The sequence below is a fragment of the Niallia sp. Marseille-Q9988 genome (assembly GCF_976954375.1).
On the sequence record NZ_CDRJSZ010000014.1, the window covers coordinates 100513 to 119002 of the forward strand.

Below are 18490 nucleotides of genomic sequence, written 5' to 3' on the forward strand. Positions count from 1 at the left end.
TCTACACTACCGTCCAATTGCAGCTCCATCGCTTCTTGGATCGACTCCACCATGTAAGAAACCTTGGCTATCGATGAGAATGGCATTGGCATGGCCCATGATATCATCAAAGTCTTCTACAGATTTCACTAGATGACCGGACTGTTTTAGTTTATCTCTTACTTCCTTTGAGACACGCCCTTCTATCTTTAACTCTTCTGTTGTATTTCCCCAAGTTCTTCCCCAGACAAATCTTGGCTCATTAATAGCTGTTTGAGGATCCACCCCATAATCGAGCATTCTGGTAATGATGACGGTTTGCGTTTGAGGTTGGCCTTCTCCACCCTGTGTCCCGTATAAAACAATTGGTTTACCACCTTTAAAGGCCATAGCTGGCATTAGCGTATGAAAAGTGCGTTTTTTAGGTTCTAAACAATTAACATTATTTTCGTTTAAGGAAAAGAAAGAGCCTCTATTCTGCAAAATAATACCAGTATCTTTCGCTACAATTCCCGATCCGAATTCAAAATAAATACTTTGGATAAAAGAAACGGCATTTCCACTCTCATCAACAACAGCTGCATAGGCAGTATCATTGCCAACGCTTTGGGTCGTTATAGCATTTGTTTGGTCCAAATAAATTTTATCTGCTAGTTCTTTTGCATAAGTTTTACTTAATAAGTGGTCCAGGGGAATTTCATTGAAATTAGGGTCTGTTAAATATTTATTTCTATCTTGAAAGCTTTGTTTTAGTGATTCAATAAGTAAATGATAATACTGGTACGAATTATGTGGGATAGAAGGTAGTTCAAAGTTTTCAAGAATATTTAACGCCATTAATCCAACAAATCCTTGTGAATTAGGGGGAACCTGGTACATGGTATATTCTCGATAAGTAGAAGAAATGGGATTGGCCCAATTACCATAATGGTTGGAAAAATCTTCTTTTGTTAATAATCCGCCTTTGCTTTGTAGGCTGGAGACAATTTTTTCTGCTAATGTTCCTTTATAAAATTCATTACGTCCTTTTCGAGCAATCTCTTTTAAGGAATTAGCAAGATCCTTTTGAACAAATTTCTCATTCCTTTTAGGTACTTCATTTCCCTTGAGGAAAATCGATGCAATATCTTCATCTTCTTGTAGAATGTCCATATTTTTAAACGTATTCTTAATTTGATCGTTTGAAGCGGGAAATCCAAATTCTGCATAATGAATCGCTGGAGCTAAGACTTCGGATAATGTCATTGTTCCGTATCTTTCTAATACAGCAGCCCAGCTATCTACCATCCCTGGAACGGTAAGAATACTTCTTATCCCTCTAAAAGGAATAGCATCTTCACCTGAAAAATTGGCGCGAGTAATGTTAGCTCCTGAGCGGCCACTCCCATTATAAGCATCTAGCTTGTTCTCTTTCGCATGGTACATTAACCAAAAGGAATCACCACCAAGTCCTGTCATATGTGGATAGACAACCGCTAGACAAGCGCTAACAGCTACTGCTGCATCAAAGGCATTTCCTCCTTTTTCTAATATGGAATTTCCTGCAGAAGATGCTAGATAATGAGGACTTACAATCATGGATTTTGTTCCAACTATTGATTGTTTCATGTCTATTCCCTCCTATGTAGTTTCAAGTATGTAATTAGTTTTTTTAGAATGGACGTATTTCGTCTATGAGAATCTAGCCTAATAAGGAAACTCATCCATGATAAATCAAAGATGAGTTTGTGATTCTTCATGATTGGAAGGAGTAGTTTGTGCCTTCCCACTTTTCTTTAATTGAATGATTGTGAAAATAATGGAGCCAACAGCAAGAATCAAGAAAACAAGGGAAATCGGTCTTGTGAAAAATGGTATGATGCTTGGGTCCATTTGATAAGCTCTAGTCATTTCCTTTTCCAATGTTGGTCCTAAAATTAGCCCCAGAATAATCGGCGATAAAGGAACATCTATTTTATGAAAAATAAAGCCGATTAATCCAAAAATGAATACAAGCATGACATCGAATAGTTGGTTATTAAGGGCAAAAGCGCCTACTGTACTGATAACTAAAATACAAGGGACCATTAACGATTTAGGAATAGCTGTAATTTTTGTAAAGACAGGCAACAGCAATGTTTGGATGAAAAAGATGGAAATGGCACTAAGGATAATCACAACATAGATGGAATTTACTAAAATAGGCTGTTGGGTAAATAATGCCGGTCCAGGATTAATTCCATGCAAAATTAAGGCACCAATCATTACTGCCTGTGCGACATCACCAGGTATCCCTAATGTGATCGTTGGAATAAAGGCTCCGCCAGCAACTGCATTATTACAGCTTTCCGAAGCGACGATTCCACCAGGATGACCTTTCCCGAATTTTGCTTTGTTTTTTCCAAACTTTTTAGCTTGATCATAACTAATAAAGGTAGCAGATTCTGCTCCAGCAGCAGGAAGGCATCCGATAAAGCAGCCTATGATAGAGGAACGAAGCACATTCCATTTTTCCTGAAAAATATCAACAAACACTTGCCCGTAAGGAATGCGGATTAATTTCTTCATGTTAGAAGTAGCTTGATTTGTTGGAATAGCGCTTTTTAACTCTTCTACATTCATTAGTAACTGGGAGATGGCAAATAAACCAATTAGAACAGGTAAAGTTGAAAATCCTGAGGTAAGTTCAGGGATTCCAAAATCAAATCGAACCGTTCCAGTTGGAGATACACCAACCGTTCCAATTAAAAGGCCAAGACAGCCAGCGATTAACCCTTTTAGCATAGATTTACCACTTAAGCCAGCAATAAGAGTCAGTGCGAAAACAACGAGAGAGAATATTTCCCATGGTCCGAAAAGAAGACTCCCCTTAGCAATGATTGGTCCTAATAGAAATAAAATAATCGCACCAATAATGGTTCCAATAACAGAAGAGACGATGCCTACTCCTAGTGCTCGTGGTGCTTCTCCATTCTTTGTCATTGGATAGCCATCAAAGGTGGTGACGACAGAGGAAGGAGTACCAGGAATTCCTAAAAGTATGGAAGAAATCAACCCTCCGGAAAGTCCGCCAATATAAATGCCGATCATGACGGCTAAACCTTGAATTGGTTCCATGCCAAAGGTGAATGGAAAAGCTAATATAAGTGCCATTGTAAAGGTGAATCCTGGGATTGCACCAGCGATAATTCCAACAAAAACGCCGATAACAATCGACAGAATCATCATAGGATGTAATACTTCTTGAAAAGCCGCTAAAACCATTGCAATATCCAACTTAATCACGCTCCTTTAGGGTAGATAAATATGTAATACTTGTTCAAATACAAGAAGTACGATGACGGGAAAAGCTACTGACAAAATAATATTTGTGGCCATGTATTTTATTTTTAAAGGGCGTAAGATAATCGTAGAAATAAATAAAAAAGCAATTGAGCTTATTAAAAATCCTCCTATATTTAAGGAAATGACATAAAGAAGGAAAAAGAACAGAATCAACAAAACCCGAAAATGCTTGGCAACATAAATCTTTATAGTCTCCATAGAAAAGGAATCATTGTCTTTACTAAGGAAACTTTTTATCAATAAACATAATGCTAAAATCATCATCAACCCAATGATAATTCTAGGGAAGAATGAGGGGGCAAAAGTCTGTACCCCTGATTTTTCGGAAAATTCATTGGAATTGATAAAAAAGATAGTGCCTACAATTAAAATAAATATGGAGAATAAGCGATTAACCAATTTTATTCAGCCCCCTCTATTAAAACTCCATTTTAGGAGCAAGTTTACCCATTTCACTATCTAATTCATTAACATGGTTAGAGTACTCCTCAGAAGTCATGTAATGAGGGAAACTTCCTAATTCCTCAATTTTTTTCTGCAATTCTGGATCCTCTAGTGCTTTTTTAAATGCTTCATTAATAACTTTGATTCGTTCAGGATCTGTTCCCTTAGGAGCAAGAATACCTCTGTCCACTGTAACCGAGAAATCAATGCCTTGTTCTTTTAAAGTTGGTACATCTGGCAAGAAAGGATTACGTTCATCAAAAACCATTCCAAGGGGTACAAGGGTTCCATCATCATAATATCCTTTTCCTGATGCATAGTCGGCAATCATCCCATCGGCTTGATTAGCTAGGATTGCAGCATATTGAGGTCCAGTTCCATCATAATGGATATAATTTAATGATTTAGGATCCACACCAGCGGCATCCAGAATGGCAGCTATAGAATAATGGTCTTCTGAGGCAACAGTATAAGCCCAGTTCACTTTATTTCCTGCTTTTACGTATTCAATAAAATCATTCATATTTTTGATATTATGTTCTTCACTAAATTTTTTACTTATAGATGGAATATGGGGAGTAGAAGTCATTAGTACAACCGGATCAAAAGCAGAGAATCCATAATCTACAACTCCCGTATGTTGAGCTGTTGCAACAACTTGGTGTGTGCCTAATATCGTATAACCATCTGGTTCAGCATCCTTTACAAAACGAGAACCAACAGTAGAAGTAGCACCAGCCATATTTGTAGGAACAATAGTCTGGCCTAAATGTTTCTCCGCGTATTGAGCAACTAAACGAAATAATACATCTGTTCCACCACCTGGAGGATAAGGAATTACTAATTTTACAGGCTTTGTTGGGAATTCCTCTGCTTCTGATGAAGAGCTGCTAGAAGAACTACATGCTGCTAAACTGAATAATAAAATAATAGAAATAATGCTAATTAAATATTTTTTCACTTTGTTTCCTCCTATTGTTAAAAGAACCCTAATTATTTTATTTGGTATTTCAATGTATGATCTAACTTAAAATTAAGAGTTTTCAGAAAATTTTCTGTAAAAAAATTAATATTACTCTAATTTAGCCATCTCCTCTATAATGGCATCGCAAGTTATTTGGATATGTTCTAAAATAAGAGCAGTTAGTTCATCCAATTTCTTTTCTTTTATTAATTCTAACATTTTATAGTGTTCTGCTTGGGCAGAGGAAAGGTGTTCAGACGAAGAATAGATATTCATATAAGATTCTACTCTACCCCAAAGCTGGTGTAGTAATTCCCATAGCGGTTTAGAATGAGCATGAGAATATAATTCAAAATGAAACTTCTTATTTAATCGTCTCCATTCAAAAGGAGAATGAATATTCTCGTCCATTTCTTTGATGATGTTTTCAAGCAATACTAAATCTGGAGGACAAATATTTGGTGTAGCCCATTCAATTGCTTGTTTTTCCAGTAATTTTCTAATGGCAAATATTTCGATTAATTCTTTGGTAGAAAGCTGATTCACGATGATGCTTCTTCTATCAAATTGAACAAAGCCTTCTGTTTCGAGCTTGGATAAAGCTTCTCTAACAGGCATTGTACTAACTCCATATAATTCAGCTAATTTTCTTATGGACAGCTTTTGCCCAGGTGCAAATTCTCCTCTAATGATCTGGTTGCGAATAGCTTTATACACTTCTTGAGCTACAGTAGGGACGACAATTGCAGAATTCTTCAACCCGATATACACCTCCTCCAAGCAAATGATATTTGTGATCACATATTTGATATCTCATAGCTGCATTCTATCTATTAAAAAAGGCATAAACAAGTAACTTGTCAGATTTTATAACAAGGTTTATTTTAGACTAAATGCAAGATAGGAGGGGAAAAGGCTTAATAACGCGTATGGAAACGTTTGTATTTTAGTAGAATTTTTTTTGTGGGCTTATAGGCTCGTTCAAGCCCATCTTGTTCTAAATATTATTCAAAGCAATAATTGCATGAGTAATATTATTAAAATAGCAAAAAGAACTTTGCAGGAAAGTTCTTTTTGGCAAAATAATCTATTTTCGTTATAGAAAATGCTAGATGAACCTTTCACAGCTACAATTTCTTCTCCAAAAAAGTCTGAGGCTTGCTTTGCATCAGTTCGGTAAATTTATTCGATAAGTTATTTCCTTCGTACCCTTCCCCAATTAAATATTGGAGCAATAGTTCTGCATAGTCTTTTCTATCTCGTTTTAATGTTCCTTCTAATAAGATACTTGCTTTGTCCCCCAAATTTTGGATCGACAAAATGGTGACTTCAAAAGGAGCGGGATCATTTTCTTTTTTTGTGATTACCGCTTGGACAAGCAAATCTTCTTTCTTTTGAAAGGCTTCATCAAGAAAGTCGATAGAGGACCAATCAGTATAGACTTCAATTAGCCAATGATTATTATCATCTTCCTTATTGATAATCAACCCATCCAATAATTTAATTGGTATCAGCTTTTCCCTCGTCAGAATTTGTAAAGAAATCAACTTAAATGTTTTCACGCTAAATCCTCCTCCGGCAAATGCTTGATTTTCTTTTATTATACCTTACCTTGAACATTTCATCTAAATACTTAAGGAAATGAACCTAGCATTTATATTACAAAAACTTTCCCGGCGAACTCGACTGTAAGAATCAATCTTTAATAACATCTTCCTTAAATTATATTGAAAAAAGATTGTTCGCTATTGTTCATTATTTTTTCGTCTGTCCTTGACGAAAAATGAATAATTTTGCGATATTAAATGACTAAATTACTAGCATGAAAAAGAAGATACGGTACTATTTTCACTTAAAAAAAGAAAGAATATTATGATATTTTTATATAGTTCGATATATTCAAAAAATAAAAAAGGTTCAGAGGGGAGTTTTAACGTGAAGCAAAGTAAATTATTTGTTCTAGTCATTATGCTCTTTATGCTATTTTCAAATAGTGTTTCAGCAGCAACAGTGCCAGACAAAGTAATCATAACGAAAGGGAAAGAAAATCAGCAAAATGTACAGACCATTAAGGTGGACGAGCTAGAGACCGTTTATAAAGAATCAGATACGGTCCGTGTCGTTGTTGAGATGAATACAGAGCCGACTGTTCAATATGCACAGGCGCAAGCAAAGCAAGTTAAGGAATTGCCGAAAACAACGAAAGAAAAATTAAAGAGTGAAAAATTAGCAGAACAGAAAAAAGTAAAAGATAAAGTGAAAGCAAAAAAAGTGAAATTTAAAGAGTTCGAGAATTTCACTACCATTTTTAATGGTTTTAGTGGAGAAATGAAATATGGAGATATAGAAAAAATCGAAGAACTTCCAGAGGTAGCGAAAGTACATATTGCGACCACCTATGAAAGGCCAGAAGAAGAAACAGACATGATTTATAGTAAAGAGCTTGTCCAAGCACAAGACGCATGGCGTGATTATGGATTTAAAGGGGAAGGAATGGTCGTTGGTGTTATTGATACCGGCATTGATCCAAATCATAAAGATATGATTCTTTCTGATGAAACAGAAGAGGAATTAACAAAAGAAGAAATTGCTCAATTTAAAGAAGAAAATGGACTTCAAGGGAAATTTTATAGTGAAAAGGTTCCTTATGGCTATAACTATATGGATGAAAATGATATTATCCAAGATATTGCAGAAGGTGCAAGCATGCACGGGATGCACGTTGCTGGTACTGTAGGAGCAAATGGAGATGAAGATAATAATGGCATAAAAGGGGTTGCTCCTGAAGCACAGCTTCTAGCATTGAAAGTTTTCGGAAATGACCCTAGTGTCTCTACTACTTGGGGAGATATTTATATTAAAGCAATAGATGATGCGATTGTGTTAGGTGCAGATGTCCTTAACATGAGTTTAGGATCTCCAGCAGGATTCGTGGCCGAAGATGCACCAGAACAGCAGGCAATTGAGCGTGCAGTGGAAAATGGTATCATGATGTCCATTTCCGCAGGGAACTCTGCACATTTAGGTAATGGCTTTGCAAATCCATCTAGCTCTAATCCGGATATCGGTGTTACAGGATCACCTGGTGTCGCATATGACAGCTTACAAGTTGCCTCTGTTGAAAATAGCTTTATAGATATTGATGCCTTTTCCTATCAATATAGCGAGACGACTGGACAGGCTGGGTTCTTATCTGCAAGCAGTGTCCATCCAAATACAGTAGAAGAAAAAACATTCCAGATTGTTTATGCAGGATTAGGAACACCAGAAGAACTAGCAGCAGTTAATGTAGAGGATAACTATGCATTAATTCAAAGAGGCGAAATTGGCTTCGTTGATAAAGCGATCAATGCACAAGAGGCAGGGGCAGCTGGTGTTATTATTTATAATAACACAGATGGATTTGTGAGCATGGCAACAGATACAAGCATTAAAATTCCTCAGCTTTTCTTATTAAAAACGGAGGGGGATAAATTAGCAGAAGTGCTTCAAGATGGAGAAAATATCTCGATTACATTTGAAGGCAAGAAAACAACTTCAGCTAACCCAGAGGCTGGAAAAATGAGTAGTTTTACTTCTTGGGGATTAACCTCAAACTTAGATTTTAAGCCGGAAATTACAGCTCCAGGTGGGCAAATTTACTCGACACTAGAGAATAATCAATATGGAATGAAGAGTGGAACATCAATGGCGGCACCGCATGTTTCTGGCGGTTCAGCACTCGTATTAGAACGGGTAGATAATGAATTCGACGTATCTGGATTTGAGCGAGTAAACATGGCGAAAAATCTATTGATGAACACTGCGAAGCCAGTAACAGATAGTGGTACAGTAAATAGTGCTTTTGATTGGGATGTACCATATTCTCCGCGTCGACAAGGTGCAGGTCTGATGCAACTGCACGCGGCATTACAATCACCAGTGATTGTAACAGAGAAGAAGACACAAGAAGGGAAAGTGGCCTTAAAAGAAGTAGGAAATACTTTCACCTTTACGTTAGAGGCAAATAACTATAGTGATAAAAAGGTTAAATATGATGTTGCTGCAAATATTCAAACAGACTTTGCTGCTTATGGGGAGCTAGGTTACTCTGCTAATCTATTAGAAGCCCAGAAAATCTTAGATGCAACCATCAAAGTAAATGATAAGGAACAAACAACAATTACTATTCCAGCAAACAAAAGTAAAAAAATCAAAGTTTCTGTTGATTTAACAAATGCAAAAGTAATAGATCCTTCTCTAACAGGCAGTTGGGAAACACCTGTTGCGATTGATCGTGTGTTTGAAAACGGCTATTTCGTTGAAGGGTTTGTAACCTTAACAGATCCTGCGGAAACGAATGCAACATTAACCGTTCCTTATGTAGGATTTAAAGGGGATTGGAATAAAGCGCCGATTCTAGATGGCATGAAATATGATGAAACATCTTTTTATGGCATGGCTGGAGCGGTGACAAAAGAAGGCGAAGATTTCCTATACCTAGGTTATGATCCGATAAAAAATGCATTCACAAAAGAGGGGATTGCTATTTCACCAAATAGTGATGGGATACAGGAAGAAATTATTCCGATTCTGTCCTTCTTAAGAAATGCAAAAACCGTTCAGTATTCTATTGTGGACAGTAATGGAAAAACAGTTAGAACACTACTGACACAAGAGGAAATCAGAAAAAATTACTATGATAGTGGTAAAGGAACAAGCTATTTGCTTGATTCAAAATGGGCGTGGGATGGAAAAGTAAATGGAAAATTAGCAGAGGGGCAATATTATTATCGTATTAGTGCTACCCTGGATTATCCAGGCGCAAAACCACAAGTTGTAGATATACCAGTAATCGTTGATACAGTGAGTCCATCTGTTGAAGTAGCCTTAGTAGAGGATAATAAAGCATTGGAATTTGCTGCATCAGATAATAAAAATGGCTCAGGTGTTTCTTATTTAGATATTTTAGTAGATGGGAAGTCTGTTCTAGGTACGCCATTAAGTGGAGATACAACAGAATTTACATTACCGAATGAAGTAGAGCCAGGCACAGCTGTAACAGTAGTTGCCTATGACTATGCAGGCAATAAGCAAGAAACAAGTGTGACAGCAGAAGAAGGGAAGAAGGATACAACAATTCCAGTAGTCACTTTACAGACACCTGAAGCTTTAGAGGTGTACGGAGCAAAGGAAGTAGCATTTAGTGGAACAATAAAGGACGAGTCAGGCATAAAAGAGTTTACGATTGATGGACAAAAAGTGGACGTCTTCTATGATGAAGAAAAGGAAGTATACACCTTTAATACATCGATTTCCTATGATAATGGTGTTCATTCTGTTGAAATAAAAGCTACAGATGATGCTGATAATACAGCAGTATTTAAGCGCAGCTTCATTGTTGACGCAGAAGCTCCTAGTATTTCATTCAACGGTCTTTCTGGAAATCGCATTGTAAACAGCAATGGAAAAAATCCATCTGTTCATGTAACGGTAAAGGATAACTTTGATGAAATACAGCTAGCGTTAAATGGAAGTGAATTGTATTATCAAACATTTAAACAGCCTTATGCAATGAGAAGTCTAGAAAAAACAGTGAAAAAAGTGGAATTAAATTTAGAAGAAGGCTTAAATGAGTTTGCGTTTACAGCAACAGATTTAGCTGGCCATAAAACAACCAAAACCGTTTACTTCTATAAAATGAGTAAAGAAGAAAAACGAAAAGATATTAAGATTCCTGGGGATAAATAAGCAAAGAAAAAATCCGGTCGAGCTTTTAAAGCACGGCCGGATTTTCATTTAATGATACTAAATCCTTCAATTCATCTGTTGTTAATTCTGTCATCCAATTTTCATTTTGGATGATTTGATCGTTTAATGATTGCTTCTTCTCAAGCATCGCATCGATTTTTTCTTCGAGTGTTCCCGTGCAAATAAGCTTATGGACATGCACAAAACGAGTCTGGCCAATACGATATGCACGGTCAGTAGCCTGATTTTCAACAGCTGGATTCCACCAGCGGTCATAATGGATAACATGGTTGGCTGCTGTTAAATTTAATCCCGTTCCTCCTGCCTTTAAAGAAAGAAGGAATATCGGGAATTCGCCATCCTGAAACTGTTCAATAAGGCGATCACGCTGCTGTTTGGACATGCTGCCATTTAGGAATGGCACATCCACTTTGAATTTTTTCTTCATCATTTGTTGAATCATATGTCCCATTTCAATATATTGGGTGAAAATAAGGCAGCTTTCTCCTCTTTCCAAAATTGTATCTGTCAGCTCAGCTAATTTCTCCATTTTCACAGACCTATCTAGTAAGCTGGTCGGTGTCGGTTCCTTTAAATAAAGAGCAGGGTGATTGCATAGCTGTTTTAACTTACTTAACATTTGCAAGACAAGCCCTTTTCGCTCAAAACCAGATAGCTGCTCAATTTGCACAAATGTATCGGTTACTAATTGTTCATATAAGGCAGCTTGCTCTGGTGTTAGTGGACAATATTCCTTCTGCTCCAGCTTATCAGGCAGATTTAATGCAACATCTTCGTCCTTTTTCGTTCTTCTCAGTAAAAATGGGCGGATAAGCGTCTGCAATTGCTGAATCTGTTCCGGTTTATTTTCTTTTTCAATTGGAATCACAAAGCGTTTTTGGAATTGACCAAGACTTCCTAAATAACCGTGATTGGTAAAATCAAAAATAGACCAGAGCTCATTCAGGCGATTTTCCATCGGTGTTCCAGAAAGGGCAATATAATGGGTGCCATTTAGTTTTCTAACGGCTCTTGATTGCTTTGTCTGCGCATTTTTGATGTTTTGCGCTTCATCAATCGCGATGGTGCTCCATGTAAGCTCTTCAAAGTTTTGTAAATCAATATGAGTCAAGCCATAGGAGGTTAAGACAACATCTGATTCATTTGCTTTTTTGATAAAAGCATCATCCTTTAAACGACTCGCTCCATAATGGAGATAGACATTTAAATCAGGTGCAAACCGTTCTAATTCCTTTTGCCAGTTGCCAAGTACAGAGGTTGGGCAAATGATAAGAGCAGGAGTCTTCTGCTCCTTTTCCGTTTCTTTCACTTTTAATAAATAAGAGATGAGTTGGACCGTTTTTCCAAGCCCCATATCATCTGCTAAAATTGCTCCAAATCCATACTTTCTTAAAAAAAGGAGCCAGCTCATACCAAGTACCTGGTAGGCGCGTAAATCTCCCAAGAAGCTTTGCGGAACTTCCTCCAATGGAAGATTTTTAATCTCTTTTAATTGATGAATCATTGTTCGCCATTGTCTATTTAGCTCAATTTGGATTTTAGCAAATGTCTTTGGATTTTCAAGCTCATCATTTTGTTGTTCCTCTGCTTGCATTAATTCCTGTTCGATAATATCACGGACATGCAGACCTTCTTTTTCTGCCTTTTTCATTAAATCCTGAATTTGACGAATAAAGGCAGGGTCTAATTTTATCCAACGCCCTTTAATAAAGACTAGGCGACGTTTTTCTTCTACAAGCTTATTGAATTCATCTTCCGAAAGCGTAACGCCATTCATAGAAAAGCGCCAATTATAGTCAAGCATCGCCTGAAGACCTACGAAGGATGGACGATGACTTGCGCTCGATACCTTGGCTTTTACTTTCAGATTTGCCGATTTCATTGCTTGCCACCAGGAAGGAAGAAGTATATCCACACCAAGTGCCAGAAATGTTTCACTTGCTTCTGATAAGAAAAGCCATGCTTCATCCTCTGTTAATTGGTTGGTTATGCCTTTCTTCCCTTTTAGCCATGGAAAAAGAAGGAGCCAGCGCTGTTGTTCTTCCTCTATATAAGAGGAGTAATCAAGCCATTTCTTTGGCATGTTGCCCTCATCATGAATATCTACGACAAGCTCTGGATTATCCTTGGATTTTAAGAATAAATCCAAATCCCATGGTGTATCGATTTCTGTTGGCTCATCTAAACGAATCCCTAATGTAAAAGGACAATCATTTTCTTTTAGCCCCATCCATTCCTGCCATTTATCTTCCGTAAAATAAGCGGAAAGCTGTTCAGAAGGAATATTTGCGTTTTTTAATGTGTCGATTCTTTCATGGAAGCTTTGTTTTGTTTCTTCACGGTCTTCTAAATAGTGATTAAGAGACTGTTGGAACCATTTATGAATAAGATCTTTGTTCGTTTGTCCTTCTAATTCCTCGCGAAGCCCCATGTCCCAGAAACTTGGATCAAACTCATCAATCACTCGATGTGGAAGGGACCATTGGAAATTCCCTGTTTCCCATTGACTGAAATCTGGAATCCACTCCTTATGCTTGATAGCTTCGAGTATACTTGGAGCTGCAGCTAAGCAAACTTGTGCCGTATCGTTCCAATCCCATTCGATATAGCGATTAAATCCTTCCGTAGCAAGTAAGGTAACAAGCTGCCAGCCGCTGACTAGTACTCCTTCTACCCCATCTATCTTGACGGTATCTAAAATAGTGCCATAATAGCTTTCTTGGTGCTGCTGAAAAAGAAGCTTTTTCCAATAGTTTGGATAAAGGTAGTACTCCTCTACTTCACCTGTTAAAAAAAATCCGCTATTTTCATAATAATGAACATTTATTTTCAAATAATTAGTTTTCAACATGGATTAGTTTTCCCTTTCTACATTCTTCATGAAAGGCTCTTAATCGTTTTGTGCGCTCTAAGATAACCAGTAAGAATTGCTCGAATTCGGCTTGCTTCTTCATTTTTTTATAAAGGGTGCGCAACTTCTTTAATTGACGGACAGCGATTCGATAATGCTCTCTATTTTTCCCGTCAATATGCTCTTGAATAGAACGGTGATATAAAGAAAGCAGTAAAGAATGATCATACTCCTGCAATAGTTTTATTTGCTCTTTATAGAGATTATCTAGCCCATATCCCATCATTGTAAATAAATCGATCCATTTATCAAACTGTTTTTTTTCATACAGAAAATCCTCGTATTTGCGATAGCTGTATGGGAGTGTATGAATATAAGCCTTTTCCAATAAATCCTCTTTGTTTAATGCTGTGCAGTAAGGGAGAATCGCTCGCAATGCCATTTGCGTAAATTCATAGCAATACTCGTCATCCTCATCTGCAGATAGGTAATTTTTCAATTCTTGTATAAACGCAGGAACGTATAATTCCATTCGCTTCCACGATTTCCGGCTCGACAAATAATCGATCCAATAAAGCATATAGGTTGTAATCTGAGAATCAAGAGACTGAATCACTTTAAGGGCATCTACATCTTTTTCGAGCAGAATTTCCAGATGGATAATCGCGACATTTTCAGAGAATGCCGGATTCTTATTAGCTAAGAGCTGTTCCAATTCATCTTGTCTCCAGCTCTTAGTAGCAAAAAGATTTGTCCACATAAGTCGATAAAGCTGTATACACTCAAATGTTAAAATGGGTTGAATTGTAAGGACTGCACGCAAGTCGTCCTTTAAACGAATTAAAAAGTTATCAAACGCAAAGGGAAAGGTGAAGTTTGATAGCTTATAAAGATTATCCTCAATGCTGTTCATTAAATCTTGAAAAAGATGACGATAATAGCGATTAATTGTTTGGGTATTATGATCAAGGTTTTTGCTGAGTGTTAATAATTGTTTAAAAGTGAATACTTGGGCGATGACTAAATAAAGGAGCTTCCACTCTGTTTGAAGAGGGGCGGCAGCTTTTATCTTTCGCATATAAATGTAATACGTTTCTGCAATCATATATGGTTTGTTTTCATTCGTTTTGATAAGCGATTGGAAACTCTTTTCAAAGGTTTCAATCCAGTCTTCGTAATTTGGCTCTTTATCCTCTGTTTCTTTCAATAAGTCACTTGCTCGCATAATGCCGAGATTCTTTAACGTTTCCGCCTTTTGAATTGGTTTTCGCCAAGCTTCTAGCCAAGTGGATACTTTCCCAACTTGAGCAAGTAAATAGAAAAAAAGGGCAAGCTGATGGCGGCAAAAGCCTTCTGCCTGACAAGTACAAGAGCTGTATTGAATATAATCCAAATCCAATGTTGCCTTTACCGGTGTAACGTCTTGAATCATTCCGGTAACAAGTTCATTGGAAAATTTCACTTGATAGACAAAGCTTTGTCTGTACAAGAGAAGTCCCTTTTCTACAATGTTTTTCATTCGGGGATCATTTGCATCCAATATATTCATTAAGTTTTCTGCACAAAAATTCAATGGCTCTAAATATTTTTCTAGAAGCATAATGTACCCCTCCCATATTCGTAAGAACATTTATTGGTATTAGTAATTTCTTTGTTGTCTTTTTGTGTTTTCTTATATGACGCACGAAAAAAGTCCATTCATTAATTATAACGCTTTTTGTGAGGAGATGGTAGGGGACATAAGAAAGAGGAGGTTCCATCCGTTTGGAGTGAGATAGAAGAGGAATAAGTTTATAGGAAGCAGAAATGGGGAACAAAATAAGGAGAATTTAGCTCGCTTGTAAAGATGATGGGAGGAATAGGAGGATAGGAGTTGGAAAGAGAAATAAATGCTCGAATGGGGTGAGGATATGATCCCAACCACTAACCCCTCAATCTGCCCCACCCTTCCCAACAAAAAAGGCTGTCCATTTAGACAGCCCCAATTAATCACATAATCTACTAATATAAACGTTTAAAACTATCAAAATGCTCTTTGTAATAAGAGTTATCTAAGCTTGTCACTCGAACACCGCTTGAATCAGCATGGATAAATTCATTATTGCCAATGTAAATTCCTAAATGAGAGATACCTTCTTTATAAGTGTTTTTAAAGTAGACAATATCTCCAATGGATGGCACATCTACATAATAACTGCGATCAAAGTAGCCTTCTGCAGAATAACGAGCGATCGATTTTCCACTTTGGTTTAATACATAGTAAACAAATCCGCTACAGTCAAAGCCGGCAGTTGTAGAACCGCCCCAAACATATGGAAGGCCAATAAGACTTTTAGAAACAGAAACTACCTTTGAAGCATAGGATTGTTCATTATCGCCATTATTAATAAAGGTTGGAGTACTAGAAGAGGAGTCAGTATTCCCTGTATTCGTAACCTTTTCAGAGGCTGTAACCTTTAGTTTTTGTCCTGGGAAAATCAAATCAGATTTAAGATTATTTAGTTGCTTAAGCTGACTAACAGACATTTTATAAGAAGACGCAATTTTACTTAATGTATCCCCACTTTTAATTGTATAGGTGCCTGTAGAAGTAGTTGTATTTTCTTTAACAGTTGTATTGCTGTTGCTGCTAGAATTTCCAGATGAACTAGGTGTAGAAGTATTGGAAGAAGAAGTTCCTGGCATAGAAACATATAGAACATCCCCTGGATAAATAAGTGTGGATGTTAGCTTATTCCATTGCTTTAATTCGGCTAAAGAAATAGAGTGCTTATTTGCTATTTTAATAAGGGAATCCCCAGAAACAACTTTATATGTTTTTGCAGCAGAGCTGGTCTTTGTGGAAGATTGGCTCTTTGTAGCTGTCGTTTTACTGCTGTTTGTAGACTGTGAACTATCTGCAATCGTCAATTTTTGATTGATCAAAATTAAGTCTGATGAAAGATTATTAATCGATTTTAACTCATTAACAGTAGTATTGTATGTCTTCGCAATCTGTCCTAATGTATCCCCTTTTTTTACTACATAAGTACTAGCTGAGGCGTTCGCTGCGAAAGTGGTTGATAGAATCGCGGTAGTTGCCAATACTGTGACTTTTTTCTTCATTTTTTATCACTCACTCCTAATGAATATACTATAGTATACCTATATTACCATATCCTATCAGACTATTGACCTTTAATTTTGCGAAAAAAGTTAGAGTTTTAGGAAAATAGGCAAATTATCATAGATAATTAAGAATGGGACGTAAGTTATCGTTGGAAAGAACTGTTGAGAGGTATTGATAGAAATGGACCGGGTATATTGGGGTGAGTGAGAGGAATTGAAAAAGGATTGCTCCCGGACATCCTTTATTCACAAGTGATGTGTGTAAAAGATGAATGAGACAATCCTTGTAGAACTATTACTTTTGCCAGTTATTTATTTTGTTTTGAATATATTCTGTATACCTGTTATCTTTCACTAGTTGAAAAATCATTAGAGCATCTTTCATATATTGAGTAGCTAGTTCAAAATCCTTTTGTAATTCGTAATTATATCCGATATGATAGTGAAAGTGAGCCAACAGGTAAAGGTTATCCTGCTGGACAGCCCAATCGATCGCTTCCTTGCAATAAGCAATGGAGGCATCATATCGTGACTGATCTGTTAATGATTTAGCAATATTAAAATATAATCTACTTTTAATCGTATTATCTTGTAAATAGGGAAGCTGATTGATTGCTTTAAACGCTTGTTCATAAATGGTTAAGGAATTATCGATGAAGCCTTCCTCATAGTAAAAAATCCCTTTGCTAATATAGATTTCTAACTCTCTTTCGGTATAAACCGTATCAAAGGTAAGGTCAATTGCTTCATTAATAATTTTTAAGGCTCGATTAAAATCTCGTTCGATTTCATATGTATAAATGGCCTTATGCCAAAGTAGCATTTGATAGTTTTTCTTATGGTGGGTAAATAAGGGGTTTTTTTCTTCTGCTTTTACAATTTGTTTAAGCGTATGGTAATCAGTATTTCTTCGTGCCGCCTTTAATTGACGAAGGGTTTCATCTACATAATCCAGTCTTGGTGTCGTGCCAATATCAAAGAAATAATTCACATCTACTCCCAATCGTTTAGAAATGAGATAAAGAGTAGAAGACAATGGAAGAACTTCTCCTTTTTCAATCTTACTTATCTGGGCCTGTGTACATATATTATGAGAAAGCTCCTTTTGTGATAATCCCATTTGCTTTCGTAATTCCTTGATTTTTTCTCCAACCGCTGAAAAATCCAATTGATCCACTCCTACTTAGAAAAGCATACCTTTTTTATGAATATTCCTAAAGTTATATTTTGTTGTGAATTTTAGGGGAAAATAGTGTGAAATGCCGCAAAATGACGAAATATCCTTTAAAATAAAGAATTCATCTATCTATATAATATGATTTAATTAATTTTACCGCAATATATTAAGAATATTTTTGCTATTTTAGATGTGCCCACCTACGCCTTCTATTTATTAGCATAATTTGAACTTAATTGAGCATGTTTAATAGAAATCGTCATTTCTATTAAACCCCAATATCTGTTTTACGAGTAGTCCTTTTATCTCCAATTTTCTGCCGTTTTCTGTGTGAAAGCGGTCTTTTTTTATTTCCGGCAATCTCTATAATAAGAAATATCAGCCAAAAAGAATGCATCTAATAATACGTAATAATGGTTCTTATAAAAATCGCTTTTTCATATCTTCTGTCGGAAGCATGCAAGATTCTTGTTTGCCAAACCATTTATAACGATTTCTAGCAATATAGCGATAAAGAGGATTTCTTATGAAGGAAGGGATTATTTTTAAAATAGTTAGAAGTCTCCATCCATCTGAAAGATGCCGGCATATTTCTAATGCTGCATCAGATTCTACATAGCTTTTCCCCTGTTTAATAAGGACAACACTATTCACATCAGAAAGATGATGTTTTTCAAGCAAGCTTTTTCCAACATCGCTTTGCAAGGAAGCAAAGGAAAATTGGCTATTTAGATCTCTTTTAATAATAAATTGCACACTCCAATTGCATAAATTACAAACTCCGTCAAATAAGATAATCACATTATTCCTCCTACAAAAAGGTGGCTATCATTAGCATGTATTGTAGCAAATAAGGATGAAAAAGTATCTATAAAATGTGAAACTTTCCCTA

At 36.5% G+C, this 18490-nt stretch carries 12 protein-coding genes; 1 reads left to right on the forward strand and 11 read right to left on the reverse strand.

All coding sequences use genetic code 11. From position 1 onward, the window contains the following. Window positions 1-6 precede the first annotated feature (6 nt). The 6 genes from ggt to ACWNMZ_RS21565 form a co-directional block, all read right to left on the reverse strand. Window positions 7-1587, reverse strand: coding sequence for a gamma-glutamyltransferase (ggt, locus tag ACWNMZ_RS21540; protein ID WP_349204872.1), 1581 nt, complete (start codon window positions 1585-1587; stop codon window positions 7-9). 105 nt (window positions 1588-1692) lie between these two features. After that, window positions 1693-3234, reverse strand: coding sequence for a tripartite tricarboxylate transporter permease (locus tag ACWNMZ_RS21545; RefSeq protein WP_235251355.1), 1542 nt, complete (start codon window positions 3232-3234; stop codon window positions 1693-1695). 15 nt (window positions 3235-3249) lie between these two features. Beyond that, entirely contained in the window at window positions 3250-3702 is a 453-nt protein-coding gene (locus ACWNMZ_RS21550; RefSeq protein ID WP_031536696.1) for a tripartite tricarboxylate transporter TctB family protein, read from the reverse strand. Window positions 3703-3721: 19 nt separating this feature from the next. After that, complete coding sequence (locus ACWNMZ_RS21555) at window positions 3722-4708, reverse strand: Bug family tripartite tricarboxylate transporter substrate binding protein (RefSeq protein WP_048717372.1); 987 nt, start codon at window positions 4706-4708, stop codon at window positions 3722-3724. Window positions 4709-4819: 111 nt separating this feature from the next. Then, window positions 4820-5470, reverse strand: coding sequence for a GntR family transcriptional regulator (locus ACWNMZ_RS21560; RefSeq protein ID WP_031536694.1), 651 nt, complete (start codon window positions 5468-5470; stop codon window positions 4820-4822). 368 nt (window positions 5471-5838) lie between these two features. Next, on the reverse strand, window positions 5839-6273 hold the full coding sequence (locus tag ACWNMZ_RS21565) for a YwpF family protein (RefSeq protein WP_349204875.1): 435 nt from the start codon (window positions 6271-6273) through the stop codon (window positions 5839-5841). Between the two features lie 373 nt (window positions 6274-6646). On the opposite strand from ACWNMZ_RS21565, the gene ACWNMZ_RS21570 reads away from it, so the two are divergent. Then, a complete protein-coding gene (locus ACWNMZ_RS21570; RefSeq protein ID WP_349204877.1) occupies window positions 6647-10441 on the forward strand; it encodes a S8 family serine peptidase in 3795 nt (1264 codons plus the stop codon). Between the two features lie 25 nt (window positions 10442-10466). Here ACWNMZ_RS21570 and ACWNMZ_RS21575 read toward each other — a convergent pair whose 3' ends face one another. The 5 genes from ACWNMZ_RS21575 to ACWNMZ_RS21595 all read right to left on the reverse strand — a co-directional run bounded on the left by ACWNMZ_RS21575 (window position 10467) and on the right by ACWNMZ_RS21595 (window position 18399). Next, window positions 10467-13313, reverse strand: a complete 2847-nt coding sequence (locus ACWNMZ_RS21575; protein ID WP_349204878.1) for a DEAD/DEAH box helicase — start codon at window positions 13311-13313, stop codon at window positions 10467-10469. Beyond that, complete coding sequence (locus tag ACWNMZ_RS21580; RefSeq protein WP_349204879.1) at window positions 13300-14913, reverse strand: SWIM zinc finger family protein; 1614 nt, start codon at window positions 14911-14913, stop codon at window positions 13300-13302. Before ACWNMZ_RS21580 ends, ACWNMZ_RS21575 begins: the two co-directional genes overlap by 14 nt. Before the next feature lie 401 nt (window positions 14914-15314). Further along, the gene (locus ACWNMZ_RS21585; protein ID WP_349204880.1) at window positions 15315-16418 is read right to left on the reverse strand and encodes a C40 family peptidase; all 1104 of its coding nucleotides are present in this window, start codon (window positions 16416-16418) and stop codon (window positions 15315-15317) included. A 298-nt stretch (window positions 16419-16716) separates the two neighbouring features. After that, a complete protein-coding gene (locus ACWNMZ_RS21590) occupies window positions 16717-17598 on the reverse strand; it encodes a helix-turn-helix domain-containing protein (protein WP_235251363.1) in 882 nt (293 codons plus the stop codon). Between the two features lie 420 nt (window positions 17599-18018). Further along, window positions 18019-18399 (reverse strand): thiol-disulfide oxidoreductase DCC family protein, encoded by a 381-nt coding sequence (locus ACWNMZ_RS21595; protein ID WP_048717357.1) that lies wholly within the window; start codon window positions 18397-18399, stop codon window positions 18019-18021. Window positions 18400-18490: the final 91 nt, after the last annotated feature.

Excerpts from the sequence above, each read along its gene's own strand:
- ACWNMZ_RS21580 (WP_349204879.1), bottom strand. The coding sequence starts at position 14,913 with ATGCTTCTAGAAAAATATTTAGAGCCATTGAATTTTTGTGCAGAAAAC.
- ggt (WP_349204872.1), bottom strand. The coding sequence starts at position 1,587 with ATGAAACAATCAATAGTTGGAACAAAATCCATGATTGTAAGTCCTCAT.
- ACWNMZ_RS21585 (WP_349204880.1), bottom strand. The coding sequence starts at position 16,418 with ATGAAGAAAAAAGTCACAGTATTGGCAACTACCGCGATTCTATCAACC.
- ACWNMZ_RS21575 (WP_349204878.1), bottom strand. The coding sequence starts at position 13,313 with ATGTTGAAAACTAATTATTTGAAAATAAATGTTCATTATTATGAAAAT.